Raw genomic sequence first — 16,792 nt, 5'->3', positions numbered from 1 at the left:
AAACAAGCTAAACACTCGCAGGGAAGAGCGTTCGGCGGCGCTCTCGCCTCTATGAGCGCTATCAGTCCGTCAGTCTGCGTGCAGCGCGGCTTCCGACTGTCCGCGTAACAACGCCACGCTTTCCTCGGCGCCGATCATCACGAAGCCGCTCGCTTCCAGCTTCGCGCGCCGCTTGGCCAGCGCCGCGACCGTGGCGATTGCCTCGCTGTTGTAGAGCGACACGCCGTCGGCGGAATCCGGCTCGACGCGCACGCAGCCAATCGCCATCGTCACGAAGCCGAAGAAGGTCGGATTGCCGCGCCTGTCCTCGCCGTGGATGCCCCCGGCCAGACGGTCCGCGGGCGCATAGAAACGCTGCGCGCCTTCGTTGAACGCATGGATCGCGCGCAGCACACGCTCGCGCCAGTCGTCGCTCTGGAACAGGATCAGGAAGTCGTCGCCGCCGACGTGGCCGAGAAAGTCGCGCGTCGGGTCGCAGACGTCGGCGAGCACGGCGGCGGCGAACTTCAGCACTTCGTCGCCTTGCCAGTAGCCGTATTGATCGTTGAAGGGCTTGAAGTGGTTCAGGTCCACATAGCACGCGTAGAAACCCGCGTGGTTGCCGACGAGCCGCGCAATGTGCGAGCTGATCGGAATGTTGCCGGGCAGGAAAGTCAGCGGGTTCGCGTAGCGCGCCGCTTCGATGCGCACTTCGGTAACCGCGCGCACGAGGTTTTCGCCGGTGCCGAGCCCCGCGTACTTGCCGTTTTCGGTGATGACGAAGCCATCGGCGAGATAACGCTGGTCGTCGCTCGCGAGCAGTTTGGCCATTTGCTCGACCGTCATCGATTTCTCGATCACGACCGGCGACGCATTCGCGAACAGCAGACACGGCCGCTTGCCGAACAGCTCGCGGTGATACGGCAGCGCGTAGCGGTCCATGAAGCTGCGGCGGTTGATCAGCGCGACCGGCTCATCGTGTTCGACGACGGCCACCGCGTGCAGTTCGGGCAGCCGGTTGAAGAGTTCGAGCACGTCGTTGTTGGTCGCGTGGCGCGGCAGCGCGGGCGCGTGCACGAGCATCTTTTCCGACGCCATGCCGCCCGATGGCGATGCGCCGCCGAGCGTGCGCGTCGCTTCGGGAAACACGGCGATGTGGCCAGCGCGCAGCGCGTCGCGGGCGTCGTCGGTGACCTTGCTCGCTGGTTGCGCATGCGGACGGCCGAAGAAAAAGCCTTGCCCGCAGCCGATTCCCATATCGCGCACGACGATCAGATCCGCTTCGTTCTCGATGCCTTCGGCGACGAGCCGCGCGCCGCTCGCGCTCGCAAAGTGCTGCATCGCGCGAACAGCTTCGAATTTCAGCGGATCGCAGGCGATGTCGTGAATGAAGAAGCGGTCGATCTTCACGACGTCCGGTTGCAGCCGCACCCACAGATTCATGCTGGCGTTCGCGGTGCCGTAATCGTCGAGCGCGAATTGCGCGCCCGCCGTGCGCAGGCAGGCGATCACGGGCAGAAAGGCGCCGACGTCGGGAATCGTGCTTTGCTCCGTCAACTCGATCACGATGCGCTCCGGGTCCACGCCGCGGTGGCGCAGCAGCGCGAGCGTTTCGTCGGGCGCGTCGGCCAGGCGCCGCAGCGCGCCCGCGCTGAAGTTGAGGAACAGCTTGCCGTCGCGGCCGAGCTGCGCGAACGCGTCGATGCACGCGCGCGCGGCGGCCTGCTCGAGCTCGATCGTGCAGCCTTCGGCGAGCGCCTGCGAAAAGAGCGCGAACGGCGCTTCGAGCGGCGTGCCGACCGGGCCGCGGATCAGGCCTTCGTAGCCGAGAATCGCGCCGTCCTCGAAGTCGATGATCGGCTGGAACACGGCGGACAGCTCACGCCGGGCAATCAGTTCGTCGATGCGCGGCGCGGCGGATCGGGAGGGCGAGCGAAGTTGCATGGCAGGTCGGCGTAGCGATGGACCTGCGGCTTAACGACCGCCGATGCGAAGAATTAAGTGAACTTTTGATGAAGCGTTGCACTTGAGTGGTGCGCGAGCGTCGTCCCAGGAATTTTGCGGAATCGGCCTATGCCATCCGGCCGAGGCGACAACCGCGGCGTTTGCGCGTGAAATAGCAAAAAGCCGCGCAAGGCGGCTTTTCGAAAAACGACGCTCAGGGAGGGCGCTTATGAATGTTCTATTTGCATTGCGCGCGTATTCAACGGCGAGCTTAACGGCGAACTCAGCGGCGAGTTCAACGACGAGCCACGGCGGCGGCAGTTTGCCCGCGCGAGGCGGCGCGCGTTTCGCCGCTCATGTCGCGGGCGCCCCAGCGCTGCGCGAGCGCGGCGCACACCATCAACTGGATCTGATGGAACAGCATGAGCGGGAGAACGACTGCGCCCACGGCCTGCGAGGCGAAGATGACCTTGGCCATCGGCACGCCGGCGGCCAGGCTTTTCTTCGAGCCGCAAAAGATGATGGTGATCTGGTCCGCGCGCGAAAAGCCGAGCCGCTTGCTCACGAGAATGGTGACGCCCAGCGCGAGCGCGAGCAGCACGACACTGATGAGCAGCACGCCGCCGAGGGCGGAGAGCGGAATCTGGTGCCACAGGCCCTCGGTAACGGACTCGCTGAACGCGCCGTACACCACCAGCAGAATCGAACCCTGGTCGACGAACTTGAGCACGCTGCGATGCCGCTCGATCCATTTGCCGATCAGCGGGCGCAGCAGTTGCCCCGCCACGAACGGCACCAGCAATTGCAGCACGATATTGCCGACGGTGTGCCACGGGGAGCTACCGCCCGCCGCCTGATTCGTGACGAGGACGCTGACGAGCGCTGGCGTGACGAAGATGCCGAGCAGACTCGAGGCCGACGCGCTGCAAACGGCGGCCGGCACGTTGCCTTTGGCAATGGACGTGAACGCGATAGAGGACTGAACCGTCGACGGCAACGTGCAGAGGAAGAGGACCCCGGCATAGAGCGCCGGCGTGACAAGTGGCGAAAGGAGCGGTTTAAGCGCGAGGCCGAGCAGCGGAAACAGCGCGAACGTGCTGAGCAGTACGACTATATGCAGACGCCAGTGCGTGGCGCCCGCAACAATCGCTTCCCGCGAAAGCTTCGCGCCGTGTAGGAAGAACAGCAGGCCGACCGCCACGTTCGTGACCCAGTCGAACCCGACGGCGGCCTGCCCGTGAACCGGCAACAGGCTGGCGAATATCACGGTGCCGACGAGGCACAAGGTGAAGTTGTCGGGAAGCAGTTTCGGGCGGGCCATGTCGGATTCTCGAAATCGGTAATGCGGGACTGCACGCAAGGCGCGTGCGCGAAGCGCCGCGGATCAGCGCCAGGGAAAACCAGTATTGTCCTGCGAAAGCGATTGAAAACGCAAATTCATTTGCCGAATCGATTGATGAGTGATCCGCATTCGGGGCCGCGTGCTGTCCACGGTTGGCCGTGAATTCGCAGGCGGTTGTGCATGCGCGAGGCGCACGGTTTTGGCTTTGTCGGTCCCGACATCATGCGCGCAAACAGACCCTTGCCACCCGGTTTCCGCTACGCGTTCCGCGAATGCCAGGAGCCCGATCCGGAACCGCCATAAGGCGGTTTCCGCAAGGGTTATGTCGTAGAAAAACGTCGCAGTAACAAGGTGTTACAACAGCGGGCGAGGCCTAACACTTTTTGGCTCGACACCCACTGCCGACGACCATAAATTACCGTTCAAAGGCCGTCGGGAATGCCCCGCGCCGCGAGCTTTTCCGCGGCGCCCGCGCCAGTCCCTCAACAAGTCCGCCGCAGCTCGAACGGTGGGCTTCAGGCAAGTCTTCGGGCAAGTGAGTCACGGGTGGACGGGTTGTCGAGAACGAAGCACTGGCTGTGGGGCGCGCTTGTTGTCGCGCTGTGCTCGTTCGCCTACGCCAAAGGGCCGGGCGTTGCCGGTTTCGCCGTCGACAGCTACGGTCACGGCAATTACGTCAACCGCGACGTGGGCGGCGCCTTCCACCGCTCGGGCGCGCCTGTCTCCAATATTCGCCGTGTCGCCGGACCGGGCTCTTATCCCGGCGAAGGCCGCGGCGGCATACCGTACCCCGGCGTGATCACGCCCGTCAGCGCCGAATCGCGTCCCGGACAGCGGCCGCAGTCCAACCCGCCGGTTCGCTCGGGCTCGATCCGCGCCGACGTCGCGCGATATAACGAAGAACGCAGCTCCATCCGCTCGATCCAGCGCCAGGGCGACGACAGCCGCCCGCCCGAAGCTTCGCCCTACCGTAACTAACTTGCGCTGACGTTGGCCGCTTGCAGCCGGTTTGGCCCGAGGCGTTTTCACGCGCACGTCGCATGCGCATACAACGTCCGTTGCTCCACGACGTATCCCGCGCATTTCACAAGCAACTCCGCCTTTCAATCCGCTTCGCATCCGCATTACATCTCAATTCTCTTCTCACAAGCATTGAAACGCCTCCGCTCTAGTTGACGTTTCGACGCCACACTTTTTTGAAAACACTCGGCAGCAGACCGTCTCCCGTCGTCAAATCGGGGCGGTTATGCGGCGCTGCGTCATCGGGATGTCATGTGAAGCGTTATTAACCGGCTGGCGTGCCGCGAGCGCTGCCTGGCGCGATTCATTGCGTCTGTCGCGGCACCGCGAAACGGCTTGCACAACGGTCTTTAACAGGCCGATAAACGACGAACCTAATCAGACCGATATACCGGCAATAACGAGCCATGTTTTTGTTTATAAAAATGGTCCGCAAAGATGGTCCCGCCCAGATTGGCTCGATGATCGGACGGACAACAACAATGGTTCGCGCGAGCTTGCCCTTTCGCACAGCCACACCCTTTTTGACAAAGACTGGAGAATCCATGAAAACAAACATCAGCCGTGCGCTGAAGACCACCCTCAAGGCGACCGCATGTGCTGCTTTGCTGGCCGGCGCATCGTCTGCTTTCGCGCAATCGAGCGTGCAGCTTTATGGCCAGGTCGACGAATGGGTCGGCGCACAGAAATTCCCCGGCGGCAAGACCGCAGTGGGCGTGTCCGGCGGCGGCATGTCGACGTCGTACTGGGGTTTCAAGGGGGCTGAGGACCTGGGCAACGGCTACAAGGCGATCTTCACACTCGAAGGATTTTTCCGCGCGCAAAACGGCCAGTACGGCCGCTTCACCGGCGACAGCACGTTCTCGCGCAACGCCTACGTCGGTATCGAATCGCCGTACGGCACGGTCACGGCCGGCCGTCTGACCACCCATCTGTTCGTGTCGACGATCCTCTTCAACCCGTTCATCGACTCGTACGTTTTCTCGCCGATGGTCTACCACGTCTATCTCGGGCTCGGCACGTTCCCGACGTACTCGACGGACCAGGGCGTGACCGGCGACTCCGGCTGGAATAATGCGGTGCAGTACCAATCGCCGAATTTCAACGGACTGTCGGCAAGCGCGATGTACGCGCTCGGCAACACGACGCAGAACGGCGCGAAGAAGTGGAGCGGCCAGGTGCTGTATTTCCACGGCCCGTTCGCCGCGACCGCCGTCTACCAGTACGTGAACTTCAACAACACGCCGGGCGATCTGGGCAGCTTCGATTCGTCGGGCGTGCCAGGCCTGAAGGCGCAAAGCGTCGCGCAACTCGGCCTGTCGTACGACCTGAAGTACGTGAAGCTGTTCGGTCAGTACATGTACACGCATAACGACCAGACGCTGACGAGCTGGCATGTGAACACGGCGCAAGGGGGCGTGTCGGTGCCGTTCGGGCCGGGCACGGTGATGGCGTCGTACGCGTACTCGCGCGATGGCGGCGGCTTCGACCAGACCCGTCAGACGGCCGCGGTCGGCTACGACTATCCGCTGTCCAAGCGCACCGATGTTTATGCGGCTTATCTGTACGACCACATCAGCAATCAGTCGAGCGGCAACACGTACGGCGTCGGCTTGCGCGCGAAGTTCTAGGCGCGGCTGAGATGCGGGGCGCGGCGGCTCGCTTGTGTCGCTGCGCGCCAAGCGATATTCGGCGCAGTTAACGTTGCAGTCGAAGTCGCAGTCGAAGCCGCAGCCAGGCTCGCAGTAACCACAAAGCCCGCGTTCTCACCGAACGCGGGCTTTCGTCGTTTTAGCCATCCCGCATTGCTCGCCCGCCGCCTTTCCCCACCGGCTCTTGATAAACCATGCAAAATGACGCCGATTAATTCCTTGAGCGAGCGATTCGATGGACACCCTCGTCAGCATGAAAGTGTTCCGGCAAGTGGTCGAGGTGGGCAGCTTCGTCGGCGCGGCTGAGCGGATGGAAATGTCGGCGGCGATGGCGAGCAAGCATGTGATGCATCTCGAACAGCAGCTCGGCGCGCGCTTGCTCAATCGCACGACGCGCCGCGTCGCGCCGACCGAGGCGGGCCGCGAATACTACGAGCGTCTGAGTCAGGTGCTCACCGAACTAGAGGAAGCCGAGCAGGTGGTCGGCGCGGCGAGCGTGGTGCCGCAAGGGCGCTTGCGCGTGTCGTCGTTGTCGGCGTTCGGGCTCAGCCACGTGATGGCCGCCGTCGCCGACTACGCCGCGCAGTATCCGCAGGTCACCGTCGACATCACGTTGTCCGACCGCGTGGTCGAGCTGATCGACGAGGGCTTCGACGTTGCGATTCGCGCTTCGCCGAGCGGCATGAAGTCGTCGTCGCTGATTGCCCGGCCGATCGCGATGGCGCATCTGCTGCTGTGCGCGTCGCCCGATTACTTGCGCCGGCGCGGCACGCCCAAAACAGCCGCCGATCTCGCGCGCCACAACTATCTGCAGTACGCGGGCGTGTCGGCGCTCGATGTCATGCAAACCACGGGCGAGGCGGCGCGCGTGCGCTTGTCCGGCAATCTGATCGTCAACCATCTCGAGGCGCAACGCGTGATGGTGCTGCATGGTGCGGGCATCGCGCTGCTCGGCACCGAGGTGATCGGCGCCGATCTCGCGGAAGGGCGTCTCGTGCCGCTGCTCGTCGATGAAGTGCCGCCGCGCGAGCTGCCGATCCATGTCGTCTACGCAAGCCGCCGCCATTTGTCGGCGAAAGTCCGGTCGTTCGTGGATTTTCTGGCTGACCGCTTCGCGAACGAATCGCTGTGGCCGTCGCTTGAGCAGATCAAGGCGATGGCGGTGAGGTAGCGCCCCCTTTCGCTATACTGGTTGCCAGCACCCGCACACGCAAACAGCGTAACGATTGGGGGAGACATGACCGATCTGTCCTCGCCGCAGCGCGCCGCCAGCCACGAGCTGCCCGCCGGCCGGCGCTTGCGTTTCGTCACTGCCGCAGCCTTGTTCGACGGCCACGACGCGTCGATCAACATCATGCGGCGCATTCTGCAAGCAAGCGGCGTGGAGGTCATCCACCTGGGCCACAACCGTTCCGTCGATGAAGTCGCGACCGCCGCGCTTCAGGAAGACGCCGACGGCGTCGCGGTGTCGAGCTACCAGGGCGGCCACAACGAATACTTCCGCTATCTCGTCGATCTGCTGCGCGCGCGCGGCGGCGAGCGCATCAAGGTGTTCGGCGGCGGAGGCGGCGTGATCGTCCCCGAGGAAATCGTCGCGCTGGAACGATACGGCGTCGAAAAAATCTATTCGCCGCACGACGGCCAGCGGCTTGGCCTGCAAGGCATGATCGACGACATGATTGGGCGGTGCGCAGCGCTTGCGCGCGAGAGCGCCGCGGCGCGGGGCGGCGCGGTTGGCGCAGTTGGCGAATGGATCGACGGTTTGACGGCTGGACGCACCGAACAGCCCACCACCATCGCGTTCCGCCACCTCGCCCAACTCATCAGCGCATTCGAAACCGGCGCCGTCACCGCCGCCGAGCGCAGCAAAATCGCGACCCTGGCGCAAGCCGCGCAGATTCCCGTGCTGGGCATCACCGGCACGGGCGGCGCGGGCAAATCGTCGCTGACGGATGAACTGATCCGCCGCTTCCGCCTCGATTACGGCGACGCGCTCACCATTGCCGTGCTCGCCATCGACCCGTCGCGCCGCAAGTCGGGCGGCGCGCTGCTGGGCGACCGCATCCGCATGAACGCGATCGGCGATTGGGACGGCGGCGCGCGCGGCGGTGCGCGTGTCTACATGCGCTCGATGGCGACGCGCGAGGCGTCGAGCGAAATCTCGAACGCGCTGCCCGACGCACTGATGCTCTGCAAGGCGGCGGGCTTCGACCTGATCGTCGTCGAGACGTCGGGTATCGGTCAGGGCGACGCCGCCATCGTGCCGTTCGTCGACGAATCGCTGTACGTGATGACGCCTGAGTTCGGCGCGGCGAGCCAGCTCGAAAAAATCGACATGCTCGATTTCGCCGACTTCGTCGCGATCAACAAGTTCGACCGCAAGGGTGCTGCCGATGCGCTTCGCGATGTCGCGAAGCAGGTGCAGCGCAATCGCGGCGAGTTCGCGAAGCCGCCCGACGCGATGCCGGTGTTCGGCACCATCGCTTCGCGTTTCAACGACGACGGCGTGACCGCGCTCTACGTGCATCTCGCGAACGCGTTGCACAAGCATGGCCTGCGCGCGGACGGCGGCGGACGTCTTGCCGCGCGAGCCGACCTGCGGTTTTCGAGCGGCCGTCATGCAATCGTCCCGCCGGCGCGCGTGCGCTATCTCGCGGAAATCGCGCAGACCGTTCACGTTTATCGCGAGCGCGCCGATGCGCAGGCGCGCATCGCGCGTGAACGCTGGCAACTCATCGAAGCGCGCCGAATGCTCGGCGAAGCCGACACGAATGACAACGACGCAAACGCCAGCGACGCAAGCGCCAACGCACCCACAGCCCAACTCGACACAATAATCGAGCAACGCACAGCCGCATTAGGCGAACACGAACGCAAACTACTCGACGCCTGGCCGCAAACCGTCGCCGCGTATTCCGGCGACGAACACGTCATCCGCATTCGCGACCGCGAGATCCGCACGGCGCTCACGGTCACCACCTTGTCCGGCACACCGATCCGCAAAGTTGCGCTGCCGAAGTTCGTCGATCACGGCGAGATTTTGCGCTGGCTCATGCTCGAGAACCTGCCCGGCTACTTCCCGTTCGCCGCAGGCGTATTCCCGTTCCGCCGCGAAAACGAAGACCCGACGCGTATGTTCGCGGGCGAAGGCGACCCGTCGCGCACCAACCGGCGTTTCAAGCTGCTGTCCGAGGGCATGCCGGCCAAGCGTCTTTCCACTGCTTTCGATTCCGTCACGCTGTACGGCGAAGAGCCGCACGAACGGCCGGACATCTACGGCAAGGTGGGCAATTCGGGCGTGTCGGTGGCGACGCTCGACGACATGCATGTGCTCTACGACGGCTTCGATCTGTGCGCGCCGGAAACGTCGGTGTCGATGACGATCAACGGCCCCGCGCCGACCATCCTCGCGATGTTTTTCAACGTCGCGATCGATCAGCAGATCACACGCAAGCAACACGAACTAGGCCGCGCACTCACCGACGACGAACTCGCCGCGACGCGCTGCATCGCATTGGAAAACGTGCGCGGCACCGTGCAGGCCGACATCCTCAAAGAAGACCAAGGCCAGAACACCTGCATCTTTTCGACGGAATTCAGCCTGAAAGTGATGGGCGATATTCAGGCGTACTTTGTCGAGCACGGCGTGCGCAATTTCTATTCGGTGTCGATCTCCGGCTATCACATTGCCGAGGCCGGCGCGAATCCGATCTCGCAACTCGCCTATACGCTCGCCAACGGCTTCACCTATGTCGAGGCGTACCTCGCACGAGGCATGTCGATAGACGACTTCGCGCCGAACCTGTCGTTCTTCTTTTCGAACGGCATGGACCCGGAATACACGGTGCTCGGCCGCGTCGCGCGACGCATCTGGGCAATCGCGATGCGCGAACGCTACGGCGCGAACGAGCGCAGCCAGAAGCTCAAGTATCACGTGCAGACGTCGGGGCGCAGCCTGCATGCGCAGGAGATCGACTTCAACGACATTCGTACCACGCTGCAAGCGCTGATCGCGATCTACGACAACTGCAACTCGCTGCACACCAATGCCTTCGACGAGGCCATCACCACGCCCACCGAAGAGTCGGTGCGTCGCGCGGTGGCGATTCAGTTGATCATCAATCGCGAATGGGGACTCGCGAAGAATCAGAACCCGAATCAGGGCAGTTTTGTGATCGACGAATTGACCGATCTCGTCGAAGAAGCGGTGCTCGCCGAGTTCGACCGGCTCACCGAGCGCGGCGGCGTGCTCGGCGCAATGGAGACCGGTTATCAGCGCGGACGCATTCAGGACGAGTCGATGCTGTACGAGCATCGCAAGCATGACGGCTCGTATCCGATCGTGGGTGTGAATACATTCGTGAGCGCGCATCCGCATGAGGCGCCGCAGCCCATCGCGCTCGCCCGTTCCACCGACGAAGAAAAGCAAAGCCAGCTAAAACGCCTGCGCGATTTTCAGGCGCGGCATCGCGAGGCCGCGCCTGCCGCGCTGGAGCGTCTGAAGCGCGCGGTGATCGACGATGAAAACGTCTTTGCGGTGCTGATGGACGTGGTCCGCGTGTGCTCGCTCGGCCAGATCACGCACGCGCTGTTCGAGGTAGGCGGGCAGTATCGGCGGAACATGTAGGCGGGCGAAGCCTGGCGTCAGCGCGCGATGCCGAGGCGCGCCTTCGCGTCGTCGTATTCCTTCGACAAACGCGCGACCAGTTCGCTCACGCTCGGCACGTCGTCCATCAGGCCGACGCCCTGGCCCGCGCCCCAGATGTCTTTCCACGCCTTGGCCTTTTCGTTGGCAAAGTTCATCTTGGTCTTGTCCGATTCCGGCAGCGCATCCGGATCGAGCCCGGCGTTGACGATGCTCTCGCGAATGTAATTGCCATGCACGCCCGTGAACAGGTTCGTATAGATGATGTCCGACGCCGACGAGCTCACGATAGCCTGCTTGTAGCTCTCCACCGCGTGCGCCTCTTTGGTCGCGATGAAGCGCGTGCCCATGTACGCGAGGTCTGCGCCCATCGCTTGCGCGGCGAGGATCGAGCCGCCGTTCGCTATCGCGCCGGACAGCACGATCGGGCCGTCGAAAATGCGCCGCACTTCGCCGACCAGCGCAAACGGCGACGTGGTGCCCGCATGACCGCCCGCGCCCGACGCCACCAGGATCAAACCGTCGACGCCCGCTTCGAGCGCCTTCTGCGCGTGACGCAGATTGATTACGTCATGCAGCACGATGCCGCCATAGCTGTGCACGGCGTCGACAATTTCTCGCGCCGGCGCGCGCAGGCTCGTGATGAAGATCGGCACCTTGTGTTCGACGCATACGCGCACGTCGTGCTCGAGCCGCGTATTCGATTGATGAACGATCTGGTTGACGGCAATCGGCCCGATGCGCGCGTCGGGATTTGCAGCTCTATGTTCGGCTAACTGCGCCTGAATCTGCGTGAGCCATTCGTCGAGCAACTCGGCAGGGCGCGCATTCAGCGCCGGAAACGAACCGACGATGCCGGCCTTGCACTGCGCCAGCACGAGCTCGGGATAGCTGACGATGAACATCGGCGAGGCGACGACAGGCAACGCCAGATTTTGCAGAACGGCGGGCAATGCCATAGTGCGAGTCTCCTGATTGACGAGCCGGTGTGCGCGAGGCGCCCGGCTATTTGATGAGTTTAGCGGCATGCGGCGCGCGCCGCGTTGCAGCCGACAGCATGCATAGATGCTGGAACGTTTAAGAACGGTCGTTCGATTATAGGCGAAGCGCTCGCGCCGCGTTCGCCGCATCGTTTAGAACGGTTGGAAGGAGTGTTCAGGTTCTATGCTTGCGTGGGCTATCCCACCGCGTGCGGACACATTGGGCTTTTACAATGCACGCACTCCAAACGACAAGAGACACGGCCATGGCCTTCGAGAATTTCACGCCCTTTCGCGTCGCCGCGGGCGATGCGGATATCTTTGGAGTGAAGGGCGGAGCGGGGCCGCCGCTTCTGCTGCTGCACGGCCATCCGCAATCGCATCTGATCTGGGCGCGCTGCGCCGAGCGACTGGCTCAGCACTTCACGGTCATCGCAACCGATCTGCGCGGCTACGGCGCATCGGGCAAGCCGGCGAGCGACGCGGCGCACACGCCGTATTCCAAACGCGCGATGGCCGCCGAGCAGGTCGCCGTGATGCGCCACTTCGGCTTCGAGCGCTTTCTGGTTTGTGCGCACGATCGCGGCGCGCGCGTCGCGCATCGCATGGCGCTCGATCATGCGGATGCCGTCGAGCGTCTGATGCTGCTCGACATCGCGCCGACGCTCGCGATGTACGAAGCCACCGACCGCACGTTCGCCACGCATTACTTCCACTGGTTCTTCCTGATCCAGCCCGAGCCGCTGCCGGAGACGCTGATCGGCGCCAATCCCGCCGCGTATGTCGATGCGGTGATGGGCAGCCGTCATGCTGGTCTCGCACCGTTCGAACCGGCCTCGCTCGACGCGTATCGCGCGGCGCTCGCGCAACCAGGCGCGGTGCACGCGATGTGCGAGGACTACCGCGCGTCGGCGAGCATCGATCTCGAACACGACCGCGCCGACATCGAACGCGGACATAAGATTGCTTGCCCATTGCGTGTGCTGTGGGGCGAGAACGGCGTCATCGAAAAGTGCTTCGACGCGCTCGCCGAATGGCGTCATGTCGCGCGCGACGTGAGCGGGCGTTCGCTGCGGTGCGGCCACTATTTGCCGGAAGAGGCGCCGGACGAATTGCTCGCCGAAATGCTGTCCTTCTTTGAAGCGATAGAGCGGTAGAGCGCGAAGGCGGTTCGTTCTTCGCGCCTTTACGCAAGCGGCGGCAGCCGTCGCGCCAACGGCGTCGACTTGACGATTGCCGTGCTCGTCTCCGCGCGCTCGGTGACCTTCGACAGAATCTCGTCAAGCTGATCGATCGTCCGCAGATAAAGACGGCAGATGAAGCAATCGTCGCCCGTCACCTTGTCGCATTCGACGAACTCCGGAATTCGCCGGATCACTTCTTCCACCAGATGCAACTGCCCTGGCAGCGGCTTGACACGCACGATGGCTTGCAGCGTGAAGCCGAGCGCGCGCGGATCGAGTTGCACCGTGAAGCGCTCGATCACGCCTTGCGCCTCGAGTCTGCGGATGCGCTCGGCCGTACTCGGCGCGGAAAGTCCGACGAGCCGCGCGAGTTCGCTGACCGGGCGGCGCGCATCTTCGGCGAGCGCGGCGAGCAGCGCGCGATCGGTTTCGTCGAGCGGGACAGGCGCTAACGGAGTAAGGCGTTTCGTCATGACGGCCTTCGAATTTTAGGTGGTATGGCGGTATGGCTTAAGTTTATCCATGTATTCGCTCGACCGGATTATTTACACTGCTTGCCATACAGGAATCCATTCGAGGATCGAATCATGGCTTCAAACGACATCCGCCGCGGCGCGGCGGAGATGAGCGTGGCAATGCTGATGTCGGGCACGATCGGCTGGCTGGTCGTGTCGTCGCAGCAAAGCGCATTTAACGTGGTGTTCTTCCGCTGCATTTTCGGTGGCGCGACGCTCGCGCTCGTATGCGCAGTGCTCGGCCTGTTCAGGCGCAAGCTGTTCTCGTGGAAGATGGTTGGCCTCGCGCTGCTCGGCGGCGCGGCGATCGTCGCCAATTGGGTGCTGCTGTTCGCCGCGTATTCGCGTGCGTCGATCTCGATGGCGACGGCCGTCTACAACACGCAACCTTTCATGCTGGTCGCGCTCGGCGCAATCGTGTTTCGCGAGCGGATCAGCGCGTCGACGGTGCTATGGCTCGTGCTCGCGTTCATTGGGCTCGTGTTCGTCGTGAAGGTCGAACCCGCGGTACTGGCCGTGCCGGGGCAGTATCTGGTCGGCATCGGGTATGCGGTCGGCGCGGCGGCGATGTACGCGGTGTCGTCGATCATCACCAAGCATTTGAAGGGCACGCCGCCGCATCTGATCGCGCTGATCCAGGTGTCGCTCGGCGTGGTGATGCTCGCGCCGCTCGTGCGTTTCGACGCGCTGCCGGCCACGGGCGTGCAGTGGCTCGAGCTGGTCGTGCTGGGCGTCGTCAACACCGGGCTCATGTATGTGCTGCTGTATGGCGCGATCCAGAAGCTGCCGACTTCGATGACCGGCGCGCTGTCGTTCATCTATCCGGTGGTCGCGATCATCGTCGACAGGATCGCGTTCGGACAGACGCTCGCGTGGATTCAGGTGCTGGGCGCGGTGCTGATTCTGCTTGCCGCCGCGGGCGTCAATCTCGGCTGGCGGATCGTGCCGCAAAGACGCGCGCCGTCTGTTTGAACGCGCGGCGCTTTGCTGTTTCAGCCGGAGGCAGCCGATGCAACCGCCCAAATGCTACGGATTGCAAACGAACCACGTTTGTTCATATCAGCGGACTAATGGTTCGCAAAGCTAATGTCGGCGCCGGTTTGCGCGCGCCGGCGTGTATGCGGGTTAACAGCCGCCGTCATGCATCTGTAGGGAAATCACTGATGCGGCCGAAAATCGCGCGCGCGTATCATTCGGGCAGACGCTGATCACGTCCGACAGAATTTCCGCCGCTCGCCTTCACAGGTTGAGCGGCTTTCTTTTTGTGGCGGCGGTTTTTGCGTGAGCGCTGCTGCGGCACGTCGCTGCGTTGCTTCACTGCACGATTGCATGCCCGGTTGCGGCGCTATCGCGCGACGATCCTTTCACCATCCACCGTAAGCGGCCCATTCCCGGCAGCCAGCTCGCCGACGATCGCTTTGACAAGCGCGGGCCACTCGCCGCGCGGTCTCAGCATCAAGGCTGCCGCGCGCATTGCCGCTGCGCCGTCGAGCATCTCCAGCAATGCCGCGAAGCTCGTTGCGCGCACATCGAGCAGCTTGAAGACGATCAATACCTTCAGCGCATTCTTTGCATTGCGCGCCGGATCGGCCCACAGCCACGCGAGCCGCGAGAAAGAGCGCTCCAGCGCCTGCTCGACGTTCGTGAAGGGCGCGCCATGACCGGGGATCACGACGCGCACGTCGAGCGCGGCAATCGCCTCGAGCACCGCCTGCTGCTCGGCAAAGCCGCTTTCGCCTTCGAGCTCCGGAAAGATCACGCCGAAGCCGTTTTCCCACAGCGCGTCGGCGCTGATCAGCAGGCGCTCGGCCGCGCAGTACAGCATCAGCGAATGCGGATCGTGGCCGGGCGCGCCGAGCACCTGCCAGTCGAGTGCGCCGAGGCGCAGCATCGCGCCCGGCGCGATCGTGCCGGTGAACACAAAGCGCTCGCAGCTCTGCGCGGTCGCGCGGAAAGTCAGACGCGCTTCGTCCCAGTCGCGCACCGCGTCGGCTTCGCAGGCGGGAATGAGCGTGCGGCACGGCCACGTCGTTTGCAACAACGCGTTGCCGCCGCAATGATCCGAATGCAGATGCGTGTTGACGATCAGATCGAGCGGCCGCTCGCCAAGTGTCTGTTGCACGAGCGCACGTGTTTGCTGCGCATGCGTCGCGTAGCCGGTATCGACGAGCGCGGCGCAGTCGTTGTCGATGAGCAGCACGTTGTTCGACGACAGCCAGCCGCGCTCGAACACGCGCACCGATGCGGGCAATGCGATGGTCAATGCAGTGGTCAACTCGGTCATAGCGTGCCCGTGTTGATGCTCGCGTCGACGGACGCTTCGGGCTTCGGCATCACGAGAATGGTCGATGCGCCCACAACGGTCACTTCGCCGCGCTGATTCTTGACCGTGCCTTCCAGATGCGTCAGGTCGCCGTGCAGGCTCGGATTCCAGTAAGCATCGCGCACACGCCATGTCATCACGAGCGTGTCGCCCGCGTGCGCAGCCTTCTTCAGCTTGATATCGAACTCGAGTCCGAGCGGCTGCGCGTAGGTCGAAAAATGCGTGGCGAGAAGCGCCATGAAATGCGCGGTGGGCTGCGTGCCCGACGCGATGAGACCGCCGAATCGGCTTTGCGCGGCATAGGCCTCGTCGTGATGCAGCGGGTTCAGATCGTTGACGAGCGTCGCGAACGTTTTCACCGAATCCGCCGACAGCGCGAGCGTCGCGCTAAACGTCTCGCCGATGGTGACAATGCGCGGCGCCGCGTTCATCGTTGCACCTTCGCCTGGCGGGCGATGAATTGGGCGCGGCGCGCTTCGAGCGCGTCCCACACCGCGCGTTTTTCGTCGTCATCGTAGAGCGACCAGCCGGCGATTTCGTCGATGGTGCGCAGGCATCCTTCGCACCAGCCGCTCGACGCGTCCATCCGGCACACGTTGATGCACGGCGACGGCACGCCGCCGCCTGTCGCTGCGTGATCGATTCGCGCTGTCATCGGATTCAGGCCGTCTCGCGCAGCGCCACGTCGACCACCGGCGCGCCCGTCAACGCAATCAGTTCCTGCGCGGTCAGATTGAACACCGCGTGCGGATGACCGGCGGCGGCCCACAGGCTGTCGAGCGCGAGCAGGTCTTCGTCGATCAGCGTGACGGGTTCGACCGCATGCCCGACCGGACACACGCCGCCGATCGCATAGCCGGTTTTTTCGCGGACGAACTTCGCATCCGCGCGGCCAATCTCGCCGACCTGCGCCGCCACTTTTTTTTCATCAACGCGATTTGCGCCGCTCGCGACCACCAGCACCGGCGCGTCGTCTTCGCGGCGGCGAAACAGAATCGACTTCGCGATCTGCGCGACCGAACAGCCGAGGCCCGCGGCGGCCTCGGCCGAAGTCTTGCCGGTTTCCGGCAGCATCACGACCCGTCCCGCGTGGCCGCGCTCGCGCAGCAGCAGCGCGACACGGCGTGCGGAATCCGGCAATGCGGTGAGGTCGTCGGAGTCGAGAAAAGCGTGGTCCGTCATCGTTTCAGGTCCTGATGGTTTGAGTG

The 16,792-nt window shown here is 63.8% G+C and carries 14 protein-coding genes; 6 read left to right on the top strand and 8 right to left on the bottom strand.

The features are described 5' to 3' along the window. Positions 1-69 precede the first annotated feature (69 nt). Positions 70-1,923: an EAL domain-containing protein gene (locus tag BGRAMDRAFT_RS07910; RefSeq protein ID WP_006048181.1), complete on the bottom strand. Its 1,854-nt coding sequence runs from the start codon at positions 1,921-1,923 to the stop codon at positions 70-72. A 295-nt stretch (positions 1,924-2,218) separates the two neighbouring features. Beyond that, the gene (locus tag BGRAMDRAFT_RS07905) at positions 2,219-3,244 is read right to left on the bottom strand and encodes a bile acid:sodium symporter family protein (RefSeq protein WP_006048180.1); all 1,026 of its coding nucleotides are present in this window, start codon (positions 3,242-3,244) and stop codon (positions 2,219-2,221) included. 567 nt (positions 3,245-3,811) lie between these two features. Between BGRAMDRAFT_RS07905 and BGRAMDRAFT_RS07900 the strand changes: the two genes are divergently transcribed. From BGRAMDRAFT_RS07900 to icmF, 4 genes are all read left to right on the top strand, one after another. After that, positions 3,812-4,243, top strand: coding sequence for a hypothetical protein (locus BGRAMDRAFT_RS07900; RefSeq protein ID WP_029969549.1), 432 nt, complete (start codon positions 3,812-3,814; stop codon positions 4,241-4,243). 587 nt (positions 4,244-4,830) lie between these two features. Then, complete coding sequence (locus BGRAMDRAFT_RS07895; protein WP_006048177.1) at positions 4,831-5,916, top strand: porin; 1,086 nt, start codon at positions 4,831-4,833, stop codon at positions 5,914-5,916. Positions 5,917-6,172: 256 nt separating this feature from the next. Further along, positions 6,173-7,108, top strand: a complete 936-nt coding sequence (locus BGRAMDRAFT_RS07890; RefSeq protein WP_006048176.1) for a LysR family transcriptional regulator — start codon at positions 6,173-6,175, stop codon at positions 7,106-7,108. A gap of 66 nt (positions 7,109-7,174) precedes the next feature. Continuing rightward, a complete protein-coding gene (gene icmF / locus BGRAMDRAFT_RS07885; RefSeq protein ID WP_006048175.1) occupies positions 7,175-10,564 on the top strand; it encodes a fused isobutyryl-CoA mutase/GTPase IcmF in 3,390 nt (1,129 codons plus the stop codon). A 17-nt stretch (positions 10,565-10,581) separates the two neighbouring features. On the opposite strand, the gene BGRAMDRAFT_RS07880 is transcribed toward icmF, so the two are convergent. After that, positions 10,582-11,541: an NAD(P)H-dependent flavin oxidoreductase gene (locus BGRAMDRAFT_RS07880; protein ID WP_006048174.1), complete on the bottom strand. Its 960-nt coding sequence runs from the start codon at positions 11,539-11,541 to the stop codon at positions 10,582-10,584. 287 nt (positions 11,542-11,828) lie between these two features. Here BGRAMDRAFT_RS07880 and BGRAMDRAFT_RS07875 point away from each other — a divergent pair, with 287 nt between their 5' ends. Further along, positions 11,829-12,719, top strand: coding sequence for an alpha/beta fold hydrolase (locus tag BGRAMDRAFT_RS07875; protein WP_006048173.1), 891 nt, complete (start codon positions 11,829-11,831; stop codon positions 12,717-12,719). 29 nt (positions 12,720-12,748) lie between these two features. On the opposite strand, the gene BGRAMDRAFT_RS07870 is transcribed toward BGRAMDRAFT_RS07875, so the two are convergent. Continuing rightward, positions 12,749-13,219 (bottom strand): Lrp/AsnC family transcriptional regulator, encoded by a 471-nt coding sequence (locus BGRAMDRAFT_RS07870; protein WP_006048172.1) that lies wholly within the window; start codon positions 13,217-13,219, stop codon positions 12,749-12,751. Positions 13,220-13,333: 114 nt separating this feature from the next. Between BGRAMDRAFT_RS07870 and BGRAMDRAFT_RS07865 the strand changes: the two genes are divergently transcribed. Further along, on the top strand, positions 13,334-14,233 hold the full coding sequence (locus BGRAMDRAFT_RS07865) for a DMT family transporter (protein ID WP_006048171.1): 900 nt from the start codon (positions 13,334-13,336) through the stop codon (positions 14,231-14,233). Positions 14,234-14,606: 373 nt separating this feature from the next. Here the strand turns inward: BGRAMDRAFT_RS07865 and BGRAMDRAFT_RS07860 are convergent, their stop codons facing one another. From BGRAMDRAFT_RS07860 to BGRAMDRAFT_RS07845, 4 genes are read right to left on the bottom strand one after another with little or no spacing between them, the layout of a single operon-like run. Continuing rightward, entirely contained in the window at positions 14,607-15,545 is a 939-nt protein-coding gene (locus BGRAMDRAFT_RS07860; RefSeq protein ID WP_006048170.1) for an MBL fold metallo-hydrolase, read from the bottom strand. After that, positions 15,542-16,015: a MaoC family dehydratase gene (locus BGRAMDRAFT_RS07855; RefSeq protein WP_006048169.1), complete on the bottom strand. Its 474-nt coding sequence runs from the start codon at positions 16,013-16,015 to the stop codon at positions 15,542-15,544. The genes BGRAMDRAFT_RS07860 and BGRAMDRAFT_RS07855 overlap by 4 nt, the downstream gene beginning before the upstream one ends. Continuing rightward, the gene (locus tag BGRAMDRAFT_RS07850) at positions 16,012-16,239 is read right to left on the bottom strand and encodes a DUF1289 domain-containing protein (protein ID WP_006048168.1); all 228 of its coding nucleotides are present in this window, start codon (positions 16,237-16,239) and stop codon (positions 16,012-16,014) included. Before BGRAMDRAFT_RS07850 ends, BGRAMDRAFT_RS07855 begins: the two co-directional genes overlap by 4 nt. A 5-nt stretch (positions 16,240-16,244) precedes the next feature. After that, a complete protein-coding gene (locus BGRAMDRAFT_RS07845) occupies positions 16,245-16,766 on the bottom strand; it encodes a YbaK/EbsC family protein (RefSeq protein WP_006048167.1) in 522 nt (173 codons plus the stop codon). Positions 16,767-16,792 lie beyond the last annotated feature (26 nt).

It is taken from the genome of Paraburkholderia graminis C4D1M, assembly GCF_000172415.1.
GTDB lineage: Bacteria > Pseudomonadota > Gammaproteobacteria > Burkholderiales > Burkholderiaceae > Paraburkholderia > Paraburkholderia graminis.
The sequence above is the reverse complement of the archived record's forward strand: the minus strand, read 5'-3'. Positions and strand labels throughout refer to the sequence as shown.

Coding starts and splice junctions, on each gene's coding strand:
- BGRAMDRAFT_RS07865 (WP_006048171.1), top strand. CDS start 13,334: ATGGCTTCAAACGACATCCGCCGCGGCGCGGCGGAGATGAGCGTGGCA.
- BGRAMDRAFT_RS07875 (WP_006048173.1), top strand. CDS start 11,829: ATGGCCTTCGAGAATTTCACGCCCTTTCGCGTCGCCGCGGGCGATGCG.
- icmF (WP_006048175.1), top strand. CDS start 7,175: ATGACCGATCTGTCCTCGCCGCAGCGCGCCGCCAGCCACGAGCTGCCC.
- BGRAMDRAFT_RS07870 (WP_006048172.1), bottom strand. CDS start 13,219: ATGACGAAACGCCTTACTCCGTTAGCGCCTGTCCCGCTCGACGAAACC.
- BGRAMDRAFT_RS07860 (WP_006048170.1), bottom strand. CDS start 15,545: ATGACCGAGTTGACCACTGCATTGACCATCGCATTGCCCGCATCGGTG.
- BGRAMDRAFT_RS07910 (WP_006048181.1), bottom strand. CDS start 1,923: ATGCAACTTCGCTCGCCCTCCCGATCCGCCGCGCCGCGCATCGACGAA.
- BGRAMDRAFT_RS07905 (WP_006048180.1), bottom strand. CDS start 3,244: ATGGCCCGCCCGAAACTGCTTCCCGACAACTTCACCTTGTGCCTCGTC.
- BGRAMDRAFT_RS07880 (WP_006048174.1), bottom strand. CDS start 11,541: ATGGCATTGCCCGCCGTTCTGCAAAATCTGGCGTTGCCTGTCGTCGCC.
- BGRAMDRAFT_RS07845 (WP_006048167.1), bottom strand. CDS start 16,766: ATGACGGACCACGCTTTTCTCGACTCCGACGACCTCACCGCATTGCCG.
- BGRAMDRAFT_RS07850 (WP_006048168.1), bottom strand. CDS start 16,239: ATGACAGCGCGAATCGATCACGCAGCGACAGGCGGCGGCGTGCCGTCG.
- BGRAMDRAFT_RS07855 (WP_006048169.1), bottom strand. CDS start 16,015: ATGAACGCGGCGCCGCGCATTGTCACCATCGGCGAGACGTTTAGCGCG.
- BGRAMDRAFT_RS07895 (WP_006048177.1), top strand. CDS start 4,831: ATGAAAACAAACATCAGCCGTGCGCTGAAGACCACCCTCAAGGCGACC.
- BGRAMDRAFT_RS07890 (WP_006048176.1), top strand. CDS start 6,173: ATGGACACCCTCGTCAGCATGAAAGTGTTCCGGCAAGTGGTCGAGGTG.